The sequence below is a fragment of the Paenibacillus sp. FSL L8-0436 genome, from assembly GCF_038593025.1.
Lineage (GTDB): Bacteria > Bacillota > Bacilli > Paenibacillales > Paenibacillaceae > Paenibacillus_AQ.
In genome coordinates this window covers 2536961-2553795 of record NZ_CP151955.1, presented here as the reverse complement: position 1 = coordinate 2553795, position 16835 = coordinate 2536961, and the positions used below count along the sequence as shown (strand labels likewise).

At 47.8% G+C, this 16835-nt stretch carries 16 protein-coding genes; 5 read left to right on the top strand and 11 right to left on the bottom strand.

Going from position 1 to position 16835, the window contains the following annotated elements:
- Positions 1–13: 13 nt before the first annotated feature.
- From NSS79_RS11555 to NSS79_RS11520, 8 genes are all read right to left on the bottom strand, one after another.
- Positions 14–673 carry a dihydrofolate reductase family protein gene (locus tag NSS79_RS11555; protein WP_342439471.1) on the bottom strand — a complete coding sequence of 220 codons (660 nt, stop codon included), beginning with the start codon at positions 671–673 and terminating at the stop codon, positions 14–16.
- 15 nt (positions 674–688) lie between these two features.
- Positions 689–1840 (bottom strand): extracellular solute-binding protein, encoded by a 1152-nt coding sequence (locus NSS79_RS11550; RefSeq protein WP_342439470.1) that lies wholly within the window; start codon positions 1838–1840, stop codon positions 689–691.
- Positions 1841–1859: 19 nt separating this feature from the next.
- Entirely contained in the window at positions 1860–3797 is a 1938-nt protein-coding gene (locus tag NSS79_RS11545) for an alpha-amylase (RefSeq protein WP_342439469.1), read from the bottom strand.
- A 28-nt stretch (positions 3798–3825) separates the two neighbouring features.
- Complete coding sequence (locus NSS79_RS11540; protein WP_342439468.1) at positions 3826–4902, bottom strand: alcohol dehydrogenase catalytic domain-containing protein; 1077 nt, start codon at positions 4900–4902, stop codon at positions 3826–3828.
- 684 nt (positions 4903–5586) lie between these two features.
- Complete coding sequence (locus tag NSS79_RS11535) at positions 5587–7422, bottom strand: UbiD family decarboxylase (protein WP_342439467.1); 1836 nt, start codon at positions 7420–7422, stop codon at positions 5587–5589.
- A gap of 82 nt (positions 7423–7504) precedes the next feature.
- Positions 7505–8911: an NAD(P)/FAD-dependent oxidoreductase gene (locus NSS79_RS11530; RefSeq protein WP_342440348.1), complete on the bottom strand. Its 1407-nt coding sequence runs from the start codon at positions 8909–8911 to the stop codon at positions 7505–7507.
- Positions 8912–9177: 266 nt separating this feature from the next.
- Complete coding sequence (gene pyrH / locus NSS79_RS11525; RefSeq protein ID WP_342439466.1) at positions 9178–9915, bottom strand: UMP kinase; 738 nt, start codon at positions 9913–9915, stop codon at positions 9178–9180.
- 236 nt (positions 9916–10151) lie between these two features.
- A complete protein-coding gene (locus tag NSS79_RS11520) occupies positions 10152–10733 on the bottom strand; it encodes a TetR/AcrR family transcriptional regulator (protein ID WP_342439465.1) in 582 nt (193 codons plus the stop codon).
- Positions 10734–10914: 181 nt separating this feature from the next.
- Here NSS79_RS11520 and NSS79_RS11515 point away from each other — a divergent pair, with 181 nt between their 5' ends.
- A complete protein-coding gene (locus tag NSS79_RS11515; protein ID WP_342439464.1) occupies positions 10915–11202 on the top strand; it encodes a hypothetical protein in 288 nt (95 codons plus the stop codon).
- Between the two features lie 64 nt (positions 11203–11266).
- On the opposite strand, the gene NSS79_RS11510 is transcribed toward NSS79_RS11515, so the two are convergent.
- Both NSS79_RS11510 and NSS79_RS11505 read right to left on the bottom strand, forming a co-directional pair.
- Complete coding sequence (locus NSS79_RS11510; RefSeq protein ID WP_342439463.1) at positions 11267–12268, bottom strand: hypothetical protein; 1002 nt, start codon at positions 12266–12268, stop codon at positions 11267–11269.
- 161 nt (positions 12269–12429) lie between these two features.
- On the bottom strand, positions 12430–12801 hold the full coding sequence (locus NSS79_RS11505; protein ID WP_342439462.1) for a hypothetical protein: 372 nt from the start codon (positions 12799–12801) through the stop codon (positions 12430–12432).
- Positions 12802–12969: 168 nt separating this feature from the next.
- On the opposite strand from NSS79_RS11505, the gene NSS79_RS11500 reads away from it, so the two are divergent.
- From NSS79_RS11500 to NSS79_RS11485, 4 genes are all read left to right on the top strand, one after another.
- A complete protein-coding gene (locus NSS79_RS11500; protein WP_342439461.1) occupies positions 12970–14238 on the top strand; it encodes a S8 family peptidase in 1269 nt (422 codons plus the stop codon).
- 111 nt (positions 14239–14349) lie between these two features.
- On the top strand, positions 14350–15573 hold the full coding sequence (locus NSS79_RS11495) for a hypothetical protein (protein WP_342439460.1): 1224 nt from the start codon (positions 14350–14352) through the stop codon (positions 15571–15573).
- Between the two features lie 42 nt (positions 15574–15615).
- Positions 15616–15747: a hypothetical protein gene (locus NSS79_RS11490; RefSeq protein WP_342439459.1), complete on the top strand. Its 132-nt coding sequence runs from the start codon at positions 15616–15618 to the stop codon at positions 15745–15747.
- Positions 15744–16253, top strand: coding sequence for a pentapeptide repeat-containing protein (locus NSS79_RS11485; protein ID WP_342439458.1), 510 nt, complete (start codon positions 15744–15746; stop codon positions 16251–16253). Before NSS79_RS11490 ends, NSS79_RS11485 begins: the two co-directional genes overlap by 4 nt.
- Before the next feature lie 235 nt (positions 16254–16488).
- Here the strand turns inward: NSS79_RS11485 and NSS79_RS11480 are convergent, their stop codons facing one another.
- Complete coding sequence (locus tag NSS79_RS11480; protein WP_342439457.1) at positions 16489–16830, bottom strand: amidase family protein; 342 nt, start codon at positions 16828–16830, stop codon at positions 16489–16491.
- Between the last annotated feature and the right edge of the window lie 5 nt (positions 16831–16835).

Genomic DNA, 16835 nt, shown 5'->3' with positions numbered 1-16835 from the left:
CCTCCCATCATCGTCATACAGCCTTCTGATAACGAAGCAGTGTATAGTTTTTTTGCGGGAGAACTTCGACAACCTTGAACTTCTTTGCAAAGCTCAGATCATTATATCCCTTGCCGTCAACAAGCGTTACATTGGTCTCGCCTCCGATAATAATCGGCAGCTGCATTAAGATGATTTCATCTACTAAATCCTGGTCAAATACATTCCAGTTTAGAAATCCGCCGCCTTCTATCATAATGCTGTGCACGTTGTAGCTAGCCTCCAGTTCACGGAACAAATTCACAAAATCCACTTTGTCCTCTCCGCAGATTAACACCTCTTTATTTCTGTTCTTCAAAATACTTATCTTCTCAGGATCCTGACCATTTTCAGTGGTAACGATCAGCGTTCTGCCGTTGTCGGCAAAAACATGGCTGTCCAGCGAAATATCCATATGTGAGGTGGGTATAATCCTCAGCGGGTTATTATTCTCCTCATACCGGTTTGTCAGCATCGGATCATCATTTTGTATTGTATTTTTCCCTACCATGATAGCGTCAACTAAGCCCCTGAATTTATGAATATATTCAATATCAGGTTCCTCGAACATACTGAACAATTGTTTGCTGGACTGCCCCGCACCTAAAGTAAGCTTTCCGTCGATTGACACTTGGCTAAAAATAGTCGTTTTCATGGTTTTCCCTCTTCTCTATAGAGTTTGCTGTTTGCTGCTGCTGCTCACATGCTCTTCCATTAACACCAATAATCTCGCGGCGTCTTCTTGTGATAAATGTTTTAAGCCTGCGGAGATGGCATCCCAGACTTCCCTCATAACCGGCTCAATTGGCATGTTACGCGCACTTTCAAGGCAGGAAATCAGTGTAGCCCTGACCGGTGAGGCGGTAACCCTGATGTCCTCCAACACCCCGGCATGCACTGGAATCCGCTGTACACGCTCCGCCCATTCCCGTTGACTGCTTTCACTCAGCAGATAAGCGGCGAATGATAGTAGCTCGTCCGCTTGCTCCGATTCCAACGAATTCTGCGGAAATACCAGACCGATGGATGAAGCCATTGAGACTGCCGGGTTGCCAATAATAGTCGGCAGCGCACCTACTAGCAATCTGTCTCGCATATGAAGGTCTAAATAATTGTAAATCCATTCCCCGCAAATGATGGCACCAATCTCTCCGGCGATAAAACGGTCCAGGAGTTCAGTTGAACCGTGAAAACTGCCAAGCACCCCTTGGGCAGTTTGCTGCTGAACAAACCGCAGGGCTGCTTCCATTTCCGGAGTTGACAGATCAGGTTTCCCTTCCTTCAGCGGCCAGCCTCCAAATGCAGTCAGGAATGGGATAAAGCAATACGGGTCTGCCAGATCAGAGGCGACCGGAACAATTTCTTTAGCCATGAGCTCCTCCGCCTGTTGTTCAATCGCTTCCCACGAAGCTGGAGCCTCCAGATAGATTTCCGAGTTGCAATAAAGCACCAGATGATTGCCTTTCAGAATAGGAATACCATACTGTCTGCCGTTCGACCGCATGGAGTAACGGATATCCTTATCAGTAAAGCCGGACATGGACCAGAATTTCTCCGGAATCTCCGAATACATGGCTGCTTCCCCGTAGCCGGCCATATCTGCCGGAACCAACGCCATTTGCGGACCAGCTCCGGCAGTTTTTACCTGCTGCAAGCCAGCGGTCAGAATGGAGATATTCATGACTTGCGGAATAACGGGAATGCTGAATTCAGAGCTATACTGACGGCAGAGCTGCTCCAACACCTCTATAGAGGTGTCTCCCTTCCCATCGAATTCATGCCAGATATTCAGTTGCTGTTGCTGCACAGTTTGTTTGTTCATAGCCGTCCTTCCTCCTTGGTCATTTGATCAGTTCCATTAAAAGTACCAGCGCCTGATAAGGCCGCATCTCATAGGTTTCTTCGCTGCCAGGCTTGTCCCATCCGCCCGGTTCGCTTTCTATCAGCAGATTTGTCTTTTTAGACCCCGGATAGATAAGCTCAGTCTGTAATGTCTGCTCTTTTTCCGGGTTCAAATTAAAACAAACACTGAACAACTCATCTTTCAAATAGTAAGAGTAGATCATAATATCGCCTTGTGAATCGGAAAGATAAAAGTTCGTTGGCTTCAGCAGATTAGAGTATTGTCTCTTTATCTGCTTTAATTGCTCCAGGAGCGGCAGCAATGTGGATTCATTGGTCCAGTTGATTGTCATGGTATTGAAAAAAGCTTTTGGAATATCTGCACCGCCGGTATTATCCCCGAGACCGCAATTGAGGGGCTGCTCTTCATATACTTCCATTCCTGTAGTCAGATAGGGAATTCCGTTCGGAAGGAAATAATTAAACACCGTCATGAGACGGGCCAGTTCCATCCCGCCCCGGCTTGTAATTCTTGGAGTATCCGCCGTTTCCGAGCAGGCAAATACGTGGATCTGCAACTCCGGAAGTTCCCGCAGGTACTCCTCCAAACGTTCGACACGGATATCAGTCATGATGTTCCACCCGCTGCCTAACATCACATTGTATCCGGTTCTTGCCGCTTCACGGTGGTTGCGATTGAATAAATCCTCACTGATCAGAATCGCTGTTGGCTTAATATCTTTAATCACCTTGAACATAGATTCCTGTAAGGGAACCGGGAGCGTGTGTCCAATATCCATCCGGAAACCATCAATGTTATAGGTGTTCAGTTGGAAAGAAGCAGCCTCTATCAGCGTGTTCCATAATTCCTGGTTCGGCTCCTCTCCCGGGTATACATTGCACTTGATCGTATCAAAAAGTACGTATGGCGGTTGTCCCTCAGGTAAATAAGACCGGACCAATGGAGAGGGATCATTGTACAGACGAAAGAAGGCAACATCTGTCCAGATTGGCTGAACATCATTAATCCAATCCGAATGTGCGGGGGCCGGGGTAATCCCCATCTCACGTTCGATCATCGGTAATATGGATTCGCCTGACTCAAGCGCGCGCCGTTTGATGTCACTCCAAAGGGCTGCATCCAGTTCATTCGGCGGCAGACGGAATTGGTTCAGAAAAACCAAGGTTTCATCGCTGCGGTAAATGGTTTCCAGCTTATCAGGTGTGCATTCGGCGAAGAACTCCAATTCGGCGATTTTCGGCGGCTGGAATCCCGGCAGCACGTTAAGATCAATCCAGTAAAACCATTCCGGGTGTTCTGCCAAAAAAACATTATCTCTTGCACTCACCCGCGGAATTAAATCAAGTACTACTTTGATATCCAGCAAATGGCAGGCCTCAACCAAGGTCGCCAGCTCATCATGGATGGTCAGCTTCTCCATACCGTCCAGCAACGAATCATGTAAATTCTCATCTAAATCAAACAGGCTGTACACGGCATACGGCGAACCAATATCCCCCTTGAGATTCAAATGGCTGTATTGGGTTACAGGCAGCAAGTACAGGATATTGACATTCATTTTTTTTAGCATTGGCAACAAAATCATAAATTTCAGAAACGTTCCGGATTGGATATTTCCGGTATGGCTATAATCCCAGGCTGAGGTATAACGGAGCAAGGAGCAATAGATGACACTATTATCTAAATCTGTCTGGTCGATATTGACGTAACCCGAAGACAACTCAAGCAGGTACTGCAGATGCTTAACCATAAACCCTGCCGGATCAACGAGAATTTCGCCATCCTTGTTATCCAAGGCCGACAAATAACCGCACTCGTTCCACAAAGCGGGTATCCAGATGGGTTCCACTTTTTTAAATTGGCAGCCAGCAAAATATTCAAGCATCCGGTTTATTCTTTCATCCCGTCTGATCATTGAGCGCATCTCCCTATGAAAGTTCTTTTCAGAAAACAAACACCGTTTTTAGAAGCGGCTTGTCCGAAGAAGCTGCAGGATCCGGCACATGTCCCAGCAGCTCCTGAATGGCGGTCCCGGATTGATTCAAACTGTACTTGCGAGTAATCAGGGAGGATACTTCCGGTACATCCTGCGCAAACTGAAATGCATCCGCAAAGGTGTTCAGATATTCACCGGCTCCCAGGAGCCTTACTGCGTTCTGGGTATAAAAAGTCGGTGAGATTGTATATTGATATTTTCCATTGATGCCGAAGGGGATTATCGTACCGCCGCGCTCCACCCATTGTTCCGCCATCTCCATCTGTGTACCCACCGTATCCATTACGATGTTGAATTTCTTCTCTCCCAGAATGCTGGACACCAGCTCAGGGGTCAGCTCCTCCGGCGGGCAGGCATAGTCAGAGATTTGCTTCGCCTTTGCCAGCCGACCTGCATTGATTTCCGTGGAAATAGTAGTGCACCCCATGCGTTTGGCAACTATTTGACATAAAAGCCCCATCGGACCGGAACCAAGAATTAACACCGAGTCACCTGCGCTGATCCCTGCTTCACGGAAGTTATGCAGAACACAGGCGAGTGGTTCAACGACCAGTGCCGCTTCCCAACTCATTTGTTCAGGTAATTTATACAAATACTTTTCATCAGTAACAAACCAGGGAGCAAAAGTGCCATTTTTGTTCAATCCGGCAATCGGCATGCCCTGTCCATCCGTTCCTATGCAGAGATGTTGTTTGCCTTGACGGCAAAATCTGCACTCACCGCAGCTTTGATTGGGATCAATGACTACTCTGTCGCCTATTTTCAGGCCAGTCACATTCGCCCCGGTTTCGATGACAGTTCCTACAGCTTCATGACCGCGTATCACTCCAGTAATACCAGGTTCTTTTCCTGTGATGACAGCCAGATCGGTTCCGCAGATCCCTGTCATTTCAATTTTTACTTTGACATCAGTTAAAAGTGTAATCGCCGGGATGTCCAGTTCAGACAGATTCAGTCCCTCGGAACACCATACCAGCGCTGGCATCTTCTCCGATACTGCATATTCAGCTTGTTCTGATCTCATTGCCTAATCCCCTCTCCGTTTCCTTACATTCACTTTCTTTTCTTTTCATACATTTCCAAATTTATTCACACCAACTCCATACGCCTCCTTTGTTTCTGGAACAGATAAAATCAGAAGTGGTGCAAACGTTTGTTCAATTGCATTTTTTATACTATCATATATTTTTTGAAATGTAAGGAATTTTTTGTCGAATATTACATCATTTTTATTTTTTCTATTTTATATCATTAATGATCACCAAAATATGACTGCATTCGTTTATTGGGTCCTACAATCTCAGCTCAGGGGATCGGGAGTAAAATCCGGTCCAACAGGCTCGCTCAGCGATTAGAAGCCAGGCTGTGCCTGGCCTTCTTGGTCTAATTCACTTATAAGTTGTCTCTCTCCGATCCATTATTTTCACTCTTAGCGTTTCTTCTATCCGTATCATATGGCAATCTGTCCTGCCTGTATATTGCATTAATTTTTTTCTGTAGAGTACTCCCGGCCACGCAGGTTACGACTTCGATCCAGCAATGTTACCTATTTTCGTACGAAATTTCGCGAAAATATGACAAAAAACCGATTTTCGAATAGGTACAACTGTGAGACGCACATAAAAAAACCGCAGCGACATCAGCTGCGGTTTTCTGTTCGAATATACTGTTTTCTCCCAACTCCCCGCCAAGAGAATAACCTGCAGTTTTATTTACGCAGGCTTCCCAGGATGGCTCCCTTTGCAAAAAGCCGCTCAATATGGCGCTCCACCTCAGGATCCGGGATTAATGGCGGGGCCTGATGCGGTTTCGTACGGGCGTCTATAATGACATTGTCGCAGGACCAGTGCTTGTTCTCCACTACACTGTTCACGCCATATATATCATGTGAAGGGTTGCTGCGTGTGAAGGTCGCCCATAGGAAATTGTTCAGGGTCCCGCTCATAAACCCGCTGTCATCACACAGAATAATCATCGGCAAGGAAGGGAGCGGACCTTGTTCCTCAATGGCGGTGCACAAAGACCTTAGCTGCTGCTGCGCTTCCCTGTAATTAATGAATGCCGGACCTTGCAGGGCAACGATGCCCGGCATCACCATTCTGGCCTCCCTGAAGCCCTGCAGCCGGGACAGAACCTCCGGCACTTCTGTGCACAAGTTTCGCTTCTGCTCTCCCACTGCTGCAAAAATCACCTTGCTGCCGCTGTTTATCCCTGTGCCGGAATAATCAAGCGTATCAATCGTCGTATTGGTCTGAAAATGAATGTCGCGGTGAAGATCAATCCGCTCCAGAATATAGGTCAGGAAATCAACCACATTATGAGTGCTTATGGCCCGGTCCTCCTCGGCCGTAATGAACAGATACTTGGCCAGGCTAAGCTGGCCGGTTCCCAGGATCCGGTTGGCGATGGTAAGAATCTCCGCCGGCTGCTTCAACTGCTGATAAGGCGTGTACCGTTCGCTGCCAATGGCAAACAGCAGGGGATGTACACCCGAAGCATCGACCGCGTGTACTTCTTTCACTCCCGGGATCTCCTGCTTCACAGCGCCTCCGGTCAGTTCATGAATCAATTCCCCAAAGGCGGTATCCTCCTGCGGCGGCCGTCCCACTACGGTGAACGGAAAGATCGCTCCTTTCTTGGCATACACCTTATGTACTTTCATGACCGGGAAAGGATGCACCAGGCTGTAGTACCCCAAGTGGTCGCCAAAGGGACCTTCCGGTTTGGTCTCACCAGGATGTATTTCCCCGGTAATTACAAAATCCGCATCCGCGCTGATGCAGAAGCCGTCTACATAGCTGTAGCGGAAATGGCGTCCGGCCAGCAGCCCGGCAAAGGTCATTTCACTTAGGCCCTCCGGCAGCGGCATGACAGCAGACAATGTGTGTGCGGGAGGACCGCCGATGAAACAGCTCACTTTAAGCGGTTCGCCCCGCTTGTTCGCTTGGGACTGGTGGATTCCGATGCCGCGGTGGATCTGGTAATGAACCCCCACTTCCTTATTCACTTCATACTCGTTGCCGCTGAGCTGAATACGGTACATGCCCAGGTTCGAATTCATTATGCCCGGCTTGTCCGGGTCCTCCGAGTACACTTGCGGCAAGGTTACAAAAGCCCCGCCATCACCCTGCCAGTGCTTAATCTGCGGAAGGTCGGAGATTTGAATTTCCTCGAAGCCTGCCGGGACACCGCCGAATGTCTTAAGCGGCAGAGCCTTTCTCGCGGCCAGCCCTGTACCTATATATTTAAAGGGCTGCTTGAGCGCCTTCATCGGATCATTGCGCAGCGCGATAACATTCTGCGAAGAATCCCAGGTATCCCGGAATATAAACTTGCTGCGTTCAATGGTCCCGAAGAGGTTCGACACCGCACGGTACTTCGAGCCTTTGACATTTTCAAATAATAATGCAGGGCCGCCGGCCTCATAAACCTTTAAGTGGATCGCTGCCATCTCCAGCAGGGGATCCACTTCCTCATGAATACGGATCAAATGCCCGTGCTTCTCCAAATCTATAATGCACTCTTCCAAATTGCGATAGGTCATGGTCTTACTCCAATCTGCAGAAGAAATATGAACCTCTTTATTATAGCAAAAAGCCCTCTTGATTTCTCAAGAGAGCTTTTCCTTACAAATCTCCGGTAAATTCAATTTCATTATAGGAGTAAAAAGATTGCAGAATCCTCTCACGGTCATCCCCGAAGAGCTGATCTGCCACCCCGGCAACAAGCTTGGGTATGGCGTTCCGGATGCCTGAAATCGCTGAAGCGGACAACCCGCAGCTGGCCAAAGCGGAATAGTTAAAAACAAACAAACCATGCAGCAGCTTCTTCCCGTCTTCCCCACGGCTTTGCAGCGCAAACCCCGGGCTGAGATAAGGATGGTCATCAAGCAGCGGATTCGTCTTATCTTCCGGAGCTTGATAGCAGTCGCTCCAGCGGGCGATATAGCGCTCAACCAGCCGCAGCTCGGGCCGCAATCCGGGATCACTTAGCAGACCGGTGCTGACCACAATATAATCAAAGGTAAACTCTCCCTTGGGAGTTGTTACTACCGCTCCGCCCGGAGCAACCTGCACATCAAGCCACGGGGACCCGAGATGCAGCGTGAAACCGGGCCAAGCCGCGGCACGGGCAAAGGTATCATTGGTCGGTGGCTGATTGTATTTGAAGAAATGGGAGATCACCGCATATTTATCGTCATCCGCCAAGGTATGAAACCTTTCAATCATCCCCGACATTTCCATCTGGCGAATCGGGTTGACGCTCGGCAGCTTCTCCCGCCGCACAAAGACATGGGCTTCGGCTGCACCTTCGGAGAGCATGTAATTAGCATTATCAAAGGCTGAGGCTCCGCCGCCCAGAATGGCGATTTTCTTGCCCTTCAGTGCGCTGAAATCAATGGCCTCCGAAGTATGTGCGTACAGATGCTCCGGCAGATTCCCGGCAATGAGCGGCGGCACATGCCATTCACCGCCACCCTGAATGCCGGTTGCCAGCACTACCTTCCGGGCCAGCAGCAACCCGGAGGGTGCTCCCGGGCCGGCAATGTGCAGGCGGTGGAGTCCCTCTTCTCCAGGCTCAATCAGCTTCAGCTTCACCTCATTGATGACAGGAAGTCTGAGCACCTGCCGGTACCAGCGCAGATAGTTCATCCATTCACCGCGCGGGATTTTGTCCATGGCCTCCCAGCCCTCGGGGCCAGCCTGCGCTTCCCACCAGGAGCGGAAGGTCAGTGATGGAATCCCCAAATCAATGGAGGTCAAATGTTTGGGTGTGCGCAGTGTAACCATCCGGGCATAGGTCTCCCAAGGCCCCTCTGACCCTTCACTGTTCTCGTCAATGACTAGAATGTTGGATATCCGTTCACGCAACAGTCCAAAAGCCGCTCCCAAACCGCTTTGACCGCCTCCTACAATAACAACATCGTAGACATGCCCTTCCAGATGCTCCAGAGGACGTACCCAGTCCGTACCGCCATAGGCCAAATAGGAAAGGTCCGTTTGTACTCGTTCATTTAAAGTTTCCAGGCTCATCATACCTCAGACCTTTCAATGGCATCTTTGGGATATCAAAGTGCATGGCTATCCGCCGCCAACCTTCACGCTGATACTGATGGCCACATTATATCTTGAATGCTGCGCCTTTTAAATATAAATGTTAGGTTTATTGTCATTATAGCTAAATTCCTGCCAACCGATTGTACATAATCACTAATATTTAAGCATATTAGCTAGCTGTATATTGACAAACTAAGCTATTGCACTCCACACCTTCTTATTCATGGAATAAAATATGCCACTTATTCCAATTCCAGAAGAGATTCTCCGCTAATGATTGTTCCGTGATTGATCCCTTCACAAATGTCTTTCATGGAACCCGGCTGGTCAAAGTTGAACACATGCATCGGGAGATGATAATCCCTGGCCAGGATAAACGCTGACTGATCCATCACCTTCAAATTATGCTGAAGCACATCGTTGTAATGCAGGGATTTGAACTTTCTCGCCTCCCTATCATATTTAGGATCTGCACTAAGTACACCATCCACCCCTTGTTTGGCAACCAGCAGGGCATTACAATTCACCTCGATCGCTCGTTGAACCGAAGGATAGTCTGTTGTCACATAGGGCTGACCGTTTCCTCCGGCAAAAATCACGATGTACCCTTTTTCCAAATGATGAATTGCCCTTAAACGGATATACGGTTCAGCAACGGATGTAGTCGGTATTGCCGTCATTACGCGCACTTCTCTGTCAGATTTGGCCTTGAGTACTCCACGCAGCATCAAGCTGTTGATGACGGTCGCGAGCGTGCCGATATTGTCAGCCTCCGCTCTTTCTATGCCCCAGCTCTCCGCCATGTTGCCACGGAATATATTGCCCCCTCCGATCACGAGTGAAACCTCAACGCCCAATTCCACCACGGACATAATTTCACTCGCTATATGCTCCATTTTTTCCGGTTCAAAACCAAATTCAGTCTTTCCTGCCACTGCCCCGCCGCTTAGTTTAATAAGAACTCTTTTGTACCTTACCAATCTCTACACCTCCGTATAATAAAAAAACACTAAAGCATAAAATGCTTTAGTGTTTCAATAAAATGAAAATATGAAGATTTGAATATGAAAGTGCTGTTCGATCGCCGCTCTTCCGTTCCCCCTTCATATTTCCACCTCTTCCAGTATTTTAATTCAATCTATTGTATACTCATCGAGAAGAAAATAGCAATGGCTAATGTCTTAATCTGATTTCTTGAAGAAATAACGGCAGACTCCTATTCACAGCTCATTCCCTCTTTTTCTCTCAGAAGCAGAGTTTCGTACATCTCCCTGACCATGATTATTGCCTCATCAATCTCCAGCTTCTTTGTACTTGAGTGGATCAGGGTTCCCAGCCCGATTAAATAGATGGCGAGATTCAGAAAAACCCGCTTAAGTCTGTATTCCGAGGCTGAATTGAGCCGTTTGCTATGACGCATGTAGGCCATGCTTATGGCTTCGCCTATAAATTCTTCTTGATCCAGATCATAGCTCTTATAACCGGAGAGATACACAGATCTGAACAAATGCTGTTCTTTTTTGGCAAAATGCAAAAATCCGATAGCCAAATTGAGAGCAGGTGAATAGTACCCCTCCTCATACGTTGTCATGCTGTAGCGCACATGATCTACAACCCTCTGATACGCCAGACTTTTGATCTCCTCCATATTTCCGTACAAGCTGTAAATCGGCTGGGTGGAGCAATTCAGCTTCTGCGCGATATTTCGGGCTGACAACATTTCAAGCCCTTGCTCCTGCACAATGGCAAATGCCGCCTGTATAATTTGCTCTTTCGTAATATCTGATTTCGGCGGCACGATCTGCACCTCCCCTATTAATAACGCTTGTGCTATAAGGAAGATTATTAAATAATAATAGGCTTGTCAATCCTTCCCACTATTCCTGCATGGAATAATTTTCAATTAAATGGTACATTCAAAATAGAAAATAACCAGTCAATATTGTAGGGATGGTTAACTTAGAATGGAGGAAATAACCTTGGAAGAAATTCCTGGCTCTAACCTTTTTTATTTATCTGAGAACGGTTTTTTGATCATTAGTGCTTTATTAGGAATTACAATCATTATAGGCATCCTATTGGCATTATCTTTTTTTCGCAAAAATCTGACTGGAAAGAAACTAATGTTATTTGGCGCCGAACTGATTTTTTTAGGACTCATTTTTAATGCTATCGTTGATTACAAGGTCAGATATCCCAGCTTGAGTTTTCTGACTATATTACTAGGAGCAATAATAAGTGTTATTGGTCTTCTCAGTAAGGATTAAGTTCTACCGATTTCTGCAATTCATCTATCGTTGATCAACATATTGCCGGGTGAGATATAATCCATCATTTTCCTCCCAAGGCATTAAAAAGCCGCAATTCCCGGTTAACCGCCTCAACCATCGCTTTCGCGAAATCCGAATCAAAAAAAAGTCCTAAGCCCTCAGGAATCGGCGCTGCAGTCTCATGATCAAAATCTGCAAATTCACTGTCCTCCGGCAAATAATAACCCTGTTTCTCCCGGAGATCTTTCCAATCCCCCACCGGTGGCTGCCCGGCCAAATCAACCACAAAGACCAATCCAATGCCCATATCCAGGTATAAATAATTATTGTGTCTGCGCGGCGGCTGCGGCTTAGCTGAATTCAATTTAAGCGTATATAATAATTCATTTTCGCCCATACGCAGCACTACTACTTCGTTGCTGTCTGCATCCACGAGCATCGTAACATGTGGGACAAATCCGGCAAGAAACCGCAGCAGGGCAGAATTCCGTAAGGAATCCTCAAACATCCAGCCGACCGGCATCAGACTGGATACTCCCCCGGATTTGAAATAGAACTTCCTCAGCAGCGTTTGCAGTTCTTGCACATCTGGCGCATCATAGGGCTTAAGCAGCTTCAAATTCACAGGATAATGAATCAGTTGTCTCTTGGCTCCATGGTAACGGCTGCTCATATCCTTGTGACGGTACAAATCCTGTATTACGGGCAAAATCCCGGTCTTCGTCTCCTCGAACAATATCTTCGATTCCGGTCTGAGCTGCTCCAGAAAAAGTGATTCTATTACACCTTCATGGCCGGATTCCTTTACTACCGTAAAATGTGGCGCCACCTGCTCCATCAATATGGCTCTAAACTCTTCGTCCTGTACCGGGATTACCTGGGCGAAGGATTCGTCATCCAACACACTCGAAGCAATGAAATATTGCCCGAGCACTGTCATCCCGGAAGGTGGCTTGTCCATCGTCAGTCTTTTCTTATAAAAACCAGTTAACCTGTCCAATTCAAACCGCTCCTGCTTGGCGCTATATTCCAGCAAGCAACGGTCTTTGATCCACTCGTACATAGGACACTCCTCCAGTCTGAATACCAAGCTGATGCGAGTACAGGAAAAACATTACAATTCCAGTTTACTCTAATTTGCTTCCATATCATAACAAACAGCGCACACCGTCTTGCATCGGCGCACGCTGTTTAGACTATGTCACATCCATGGATCACCCCAGATTAGAATCTGGCGATGAAAAATTCACGGTCTGCAGGAACATTTCGGCTGACTACCGGATTTCCGTTGGCATCTCTTATTCTCAAAAGATACGGGACCGTTGTTAACGTGGTGATTGTGGGGAATCTGGCCACACCAAAATCATCAAAATCCGCTGTTGTTGTTACGCCTGCGTTGGTTAAGCTAGCTGTCCATCCACTTGTATCTCTTGGTGCATTAGACAGATTCGTAGCAATTACGATAAATCTGTCGAGGCTTTGTCTAATTCTGCGTTTCTTTTTCACTGCGGATGCCTTTGCCTTGCGGGCCATAAGCGCTTTTTTGGCTATAAGTGCCCGTTTTGCCATAAGAGTCTTCTTATCCACTGGCTTCATTTACTCTTCACCACTTTCTTATAGGATACACTATTAGATTCATTTCCCGTGCTCACTGAAACTACAATGACCTACTTGTATTAAAATGTGGTAGTGTCCTAGGTTCATAGATACGTACCCACCGTATCTTACTGTGCATACACTGACTGAAGAGGTGATCACTGAGCAATGAACACACAGCTATGGCTGCAGCAGTATGCCACCAAATTAAATCGGCCCCTGAAACACAAAGTCCGGCAAACCTATGCCTCTGGCTACAAACCGGCGGCCGTTCCGGTCATTATTCAGTTTAAACGGCCCATCACATCCTCCCGTCTTCTCGCTTTACACAGACATATCGGCCCACAGCCATTTATCGTAAGCCGCCGTCTGCCCCTGCTCAATGCGGCATCCTCACAGGTATCATTGAAATGTCTGGAACGCATATGCTGCTGGCATGGAGTTCACAAGGTCTATTTGGACGCAATCAAAACGACTTCATTAAATATAGCCACCCCGTCAGTCGGAGCTTCAGCCGTTCGGCAAGCGGATGGGCTTACGGGCAAAGGAATCCATATCGCCATTCTCGATACCGGAATATTCCCGCATCCGGATCTGACCCGGCCGGTGAACCGGATTATTGCCTTCAAGGATTTTATAAATCACCGGAAACAGCCCTATGACGACAATGGTCATGGCACGCATATCGCCGGCGACGCAGCAGGCAACGGCTGGGCAAGCCGGGGGAAATACAGAGGCCCGGCACCGGAAGCCGGAATTGCGGGCATTAAAGTATTGGATAAAAATGGTGATGGCTATGATTCCACGATTATTAAGGGGATTGAATGGTGTATTAAGCACCGGAAGCGGTTGAAGCTGCGCATTCTTTCACTGTCCTTCGGCGGACCGGTGAATACTTCATGTGAGGACGACCTGCTCTGCCAGGCTGTAGAAAAAGCAGTCAAATCCGGGCTCACCGTCGTGATTGCCGCCGGGAACAGCGGTCCAGGCCGCAGAACGATTGAGTCACCGGGTGTTAGCCCTGCGGCCATTACGGTAGGAGCTGTGGATGACCGCCGGACGCTGCCGCAAGGCGACGACCGGATCACCGAATTCTCCAGCCGCGGGCCTGCACCGGGAGGAAGGAAGAAACCTGACATTGTAGCCCCTGGCGAAACGATCATCTCCCTGCGGTCACCCGGCTCACAGTTAGCCCGCCAATATCCGTATTTGACAATAGATAAACAATATTTTGTCTTGTCCGGCACCAGCGTCTCGACGCCTATCGTCTCCGGCGCAGCCGCGTTGCTGCTGCAGCGTTCCCCCTCCCTTTCCCCCTTGCAGGTCAAAACGGCTTTAAAACGGAATGCCTTCCGTCTGGGTCTACGTCCTAACACGGCAGGCAGCGGAGAAGTAAATGTCAGATTTCTGCGGCGGAACGCAAAGGGCACGAGCTGAGCTCGTACCCTTAAATTTCAATTTTCCTTTTTCCACATTGGTCTTAACCTTTTTACACACAATTTATGGTATATTCTGTTTTATTATAGAGTAAGGGAGTGGCGCTTGGAAATGACTGAAATGCAGCATCTGCATGGCTTTGAAAATCAATTTGTAAATTATTCCGGGGTTACTCTCGATGAGCGCTACGCTGTCTTTTATGTCAGTGACGTTATGGATGAAGAGGCGGTCACCGAATCCGGGCCTTTTGCCGGAGTGCTCCGTTATGATCTTATCAACCATACCACGGACTTTGTCAGCTACGGCCATAAGCCCTATATCCTTAATTATTCGGACGCCGGGCGCTGGATTTATTATGCGTATATGAGCTGGGAAGGCCGGACGGCCGTCTTGGCAATTCATCAGCTGGATTGCCGCAGCATGCAGGCCAAGGAGGTCTATATTCTTCGTTTGACGGATGAGCTGGCGGAAAGCACGGAGGTTTCGGCAATAAGCCGAATGGGATTATATGGGCTGAACGAGCGTTATCTATTGGTTAGCCTGCCTGATCTGGACCCCTTCTCCAAAAAACGAAACTCCGGATTTACCGGATATCTGCTGATCGACGTCGAGCTTGGGCAGAGTTTCCCCGTTCCCGAGAGGATCGGGCCGAATGACCGGATCATACACTTATCATACACCTCAGTCTTTGAACAGGATCATATCGAACAGCTTATGATTGTGACGGGCCGGATTGGAGTCTCTGAAAAAAGGGCGCAATGGGATTACAGCCAATACGATATGCTCGAAGGTACAGCCATACAAAGTGTGGTCATCATTCCGCTGGAACAGTTCGTTCAGAATGTCCGCAATCACCTGCCAATCGACGAGACTTTTATTATTGACCAATGTGATCCGGCCCATGGGTATGCCGGCATCAGCCAGAGAGGATCTTCTCTTTTCCTATGCAAACAGCATTTTAGCGGGAATTCTTCAGAACTATGTACATACGGTCTAAAGGACAGGCAAATGGACAGGCGCAAACTTGATGAGTGTTATGACAATATTTATATCGGGGAAGATCTGAAAAAGTTTGGAATCAGAACATCGGAGCCTCTGGATCAGATTTATGATCTTGACAGCGGTGAGTTGTTGTACACGGCCAGCGATCAATATACGATGGCACGGATGATTAATTCCCGCTGTATGCGTACCCGCAAGTTCATCGCAGAACAGAATGGCCTATTGCTGCAGCTGATCGACATTTATACCTTGCAAGTCCTTGGAACCGTTACCGGCCGCTGCACATCCGTCAGCTATATTCCTGGGGCCGGGGTATACCTTTGTTCGGAATAAAACAATTAAGGATTCATTATTACAAAAACGGAGTGTGCAGCCATGAATATTCGCAGAGCAACCACGGCAGATGCCGGGCTTTTAGCTGAAGTAATGAAAAGAGCGTTCGACCTGGAGATGAAGCGCTGGGCACCGGAAGAGAATGAATATGACAATAATCTACGAAGATTATGAGTTTTCTCGAAGAGGAATATCCTGCTGTCCGGGCTTGGAAGCTGGAAACCTCCAGCAAGCAGCTCAGCAACCACCATTTCTATGAGAAAGCCGGTTATACGCGAATCTATGAATCCGCCACCGAATTCGGCTATGAGAAGGTCAAAGTTGGCGCTGTAACTTCAGAGGAAGGTGTGAGATTTGAGGACCGGCAGCTCTCTAAGTCGGAATTCGAGAATTGTATGATGAATGAAGCCGACTTTTACAATATGAATCTGGAAAAATCCTGCTACAGCAACAGCAATTTAAGACACAGTCTGTTTACAGACTGCAATATGAGTGACTCCAAATTCACCAACCTGAACCTTCAGAGCACACTTATTGCTGATTCCCGGTTAACCGGCAGCACCCTATTCGGCTGTGATCTGTCCAATGTGAATATTCAGGAATGCAACCTGTCCGGCCTGCGAATCTACAATATTCCCGTTGAAGACTTGCTTGCCGCCTATTCCAAAGGGAGGGACTAACCGTCTCCCCCTGCATAAATTCTGAACTGAATCGACCAATGTTTATCGGAGGCGTACCAATCATGGAATTCAACAATAGATGTATATAAGGCCACTTCACACAATTGTTGGAGGGCAATACATGTATCTAGTTCAACAAGTGGAAACGGCTTCGCCGTCCTCAAAAGAACGGTATCCGTTTCAGTGAAAGATAGAAGGATAATTTATAGCGTGAAGCCGATAAATTCTTATATTTTCACAAATCCAGAACTACTTCCCGGGCCCAGACCAGCAGCCATTCATCCTCGCCAAAGCTTCCGATGCACTGAAAACCGAGCGGCAATCCCTCAAGGCTTGCTGACGGAAGGCTGAGGGCCGGGCATCCGGCAAACCCCCATATGGCGGGCATTCCCGACCATCCGGTATTATTGTCCGCTACCTTCGGAGCGGTTCCGCCTTGTGCTGGAGACACCCAAATATCTATCCCTTCTTTCACCATCAGCGATTTCAGTTCTTCCCGCAGCACCCATTGCTTCCTGCGGTACCCGTCCAGTTCATCTTCTGCGATGGCTTTGCCTCTAAGAATAGCCTCTCTCACCGGAG

Bases quoted from the DNA above. Each gene is read 5' to 3' on its own strand.
- NSS79_RS11555 (WP_342439471.1), bottom strand. From the start codon at position 673: ATGAAAACGACTATTTTTAGCCAAGTGTCAATCGACGGAAAGCTTACT.
- NSS79_RS11550 (WP_342439470.1), bottom strand. From the start codon at position 1,840: ATGAACAAACAAACTGTGCAGCAACAGCAACTGAATATCTGGCATGAA.
- NSS79_RS11545 (WP_342439469.1), bottom strand. From the start codon at position 3,797: ATGATCAGACGGGATGAAAGAATAAACCGGATGCTTGAATATTTTGCT.
- NSS79_RS11540 (WP_342439468.1), bottom strand. From the start codon at position 4,902: ATGAGATCAGAACAAGCTGAATATGCAGTATCGGAGAAGATGCCAGCG.
- NSS79_RS11535 (WP_342439467.1), bottom strand. From the start codon at position 7,422: ATGACCTATCGCAATTTGGAAGAGTGCATTATAGATTTGGAGAAGCAC.
- NSS79_RS11530 (WP_342440348.1), bottom strand. From the start codon at position 8,911: ATGAGCCTGGAAACTTTAAATGAACGAGTACAAACGGACCTTTCCTAT.
- NSS79_RS11510 (WP_342439463.1), bottom strand. From the start codon at position 12,268: ATGTACGAGTGGATCAAAGACCGTTGCTTGCTGGAATATAGCGCCAAG.
- NSS79_RS11505 (WP_342439462.1), bottom strand. From the start codon at position 12,801: ATGAAGCCAGTGGATAAGAAGACTCTTATGGCAAAACGGGCACTTATA.
- NSS79_RS11500 (WP_342439461.1), top strand. From the start codon at position 12,970: ATGAACACACAGCTATGGCTGCAGCAGTATGCCACCAAATTAAATCGG.
- NSS79_RS11495 (WP_342439460.1), top strand. From the start codon at position 14,350: ATGACTGAAATGCAGCATCTGCATGGCTTTGAAAATCAATTTGTAAAT.
- NSS79_RS11490 (WP_342439459.1), top strand. From the start codon at position 15,616: ATGAATATTCGCAGAGCAACCACGGCAGATGCCGGGCTTTTAGCTGAA.
- NSS79_RS11485 (WP_342439458.1), top strand. From the start codon at position 15,744: ATGAGTTTTCTCGAAGAGGAATATCCTGCTGTCCGGGCTTGGAAGCTG.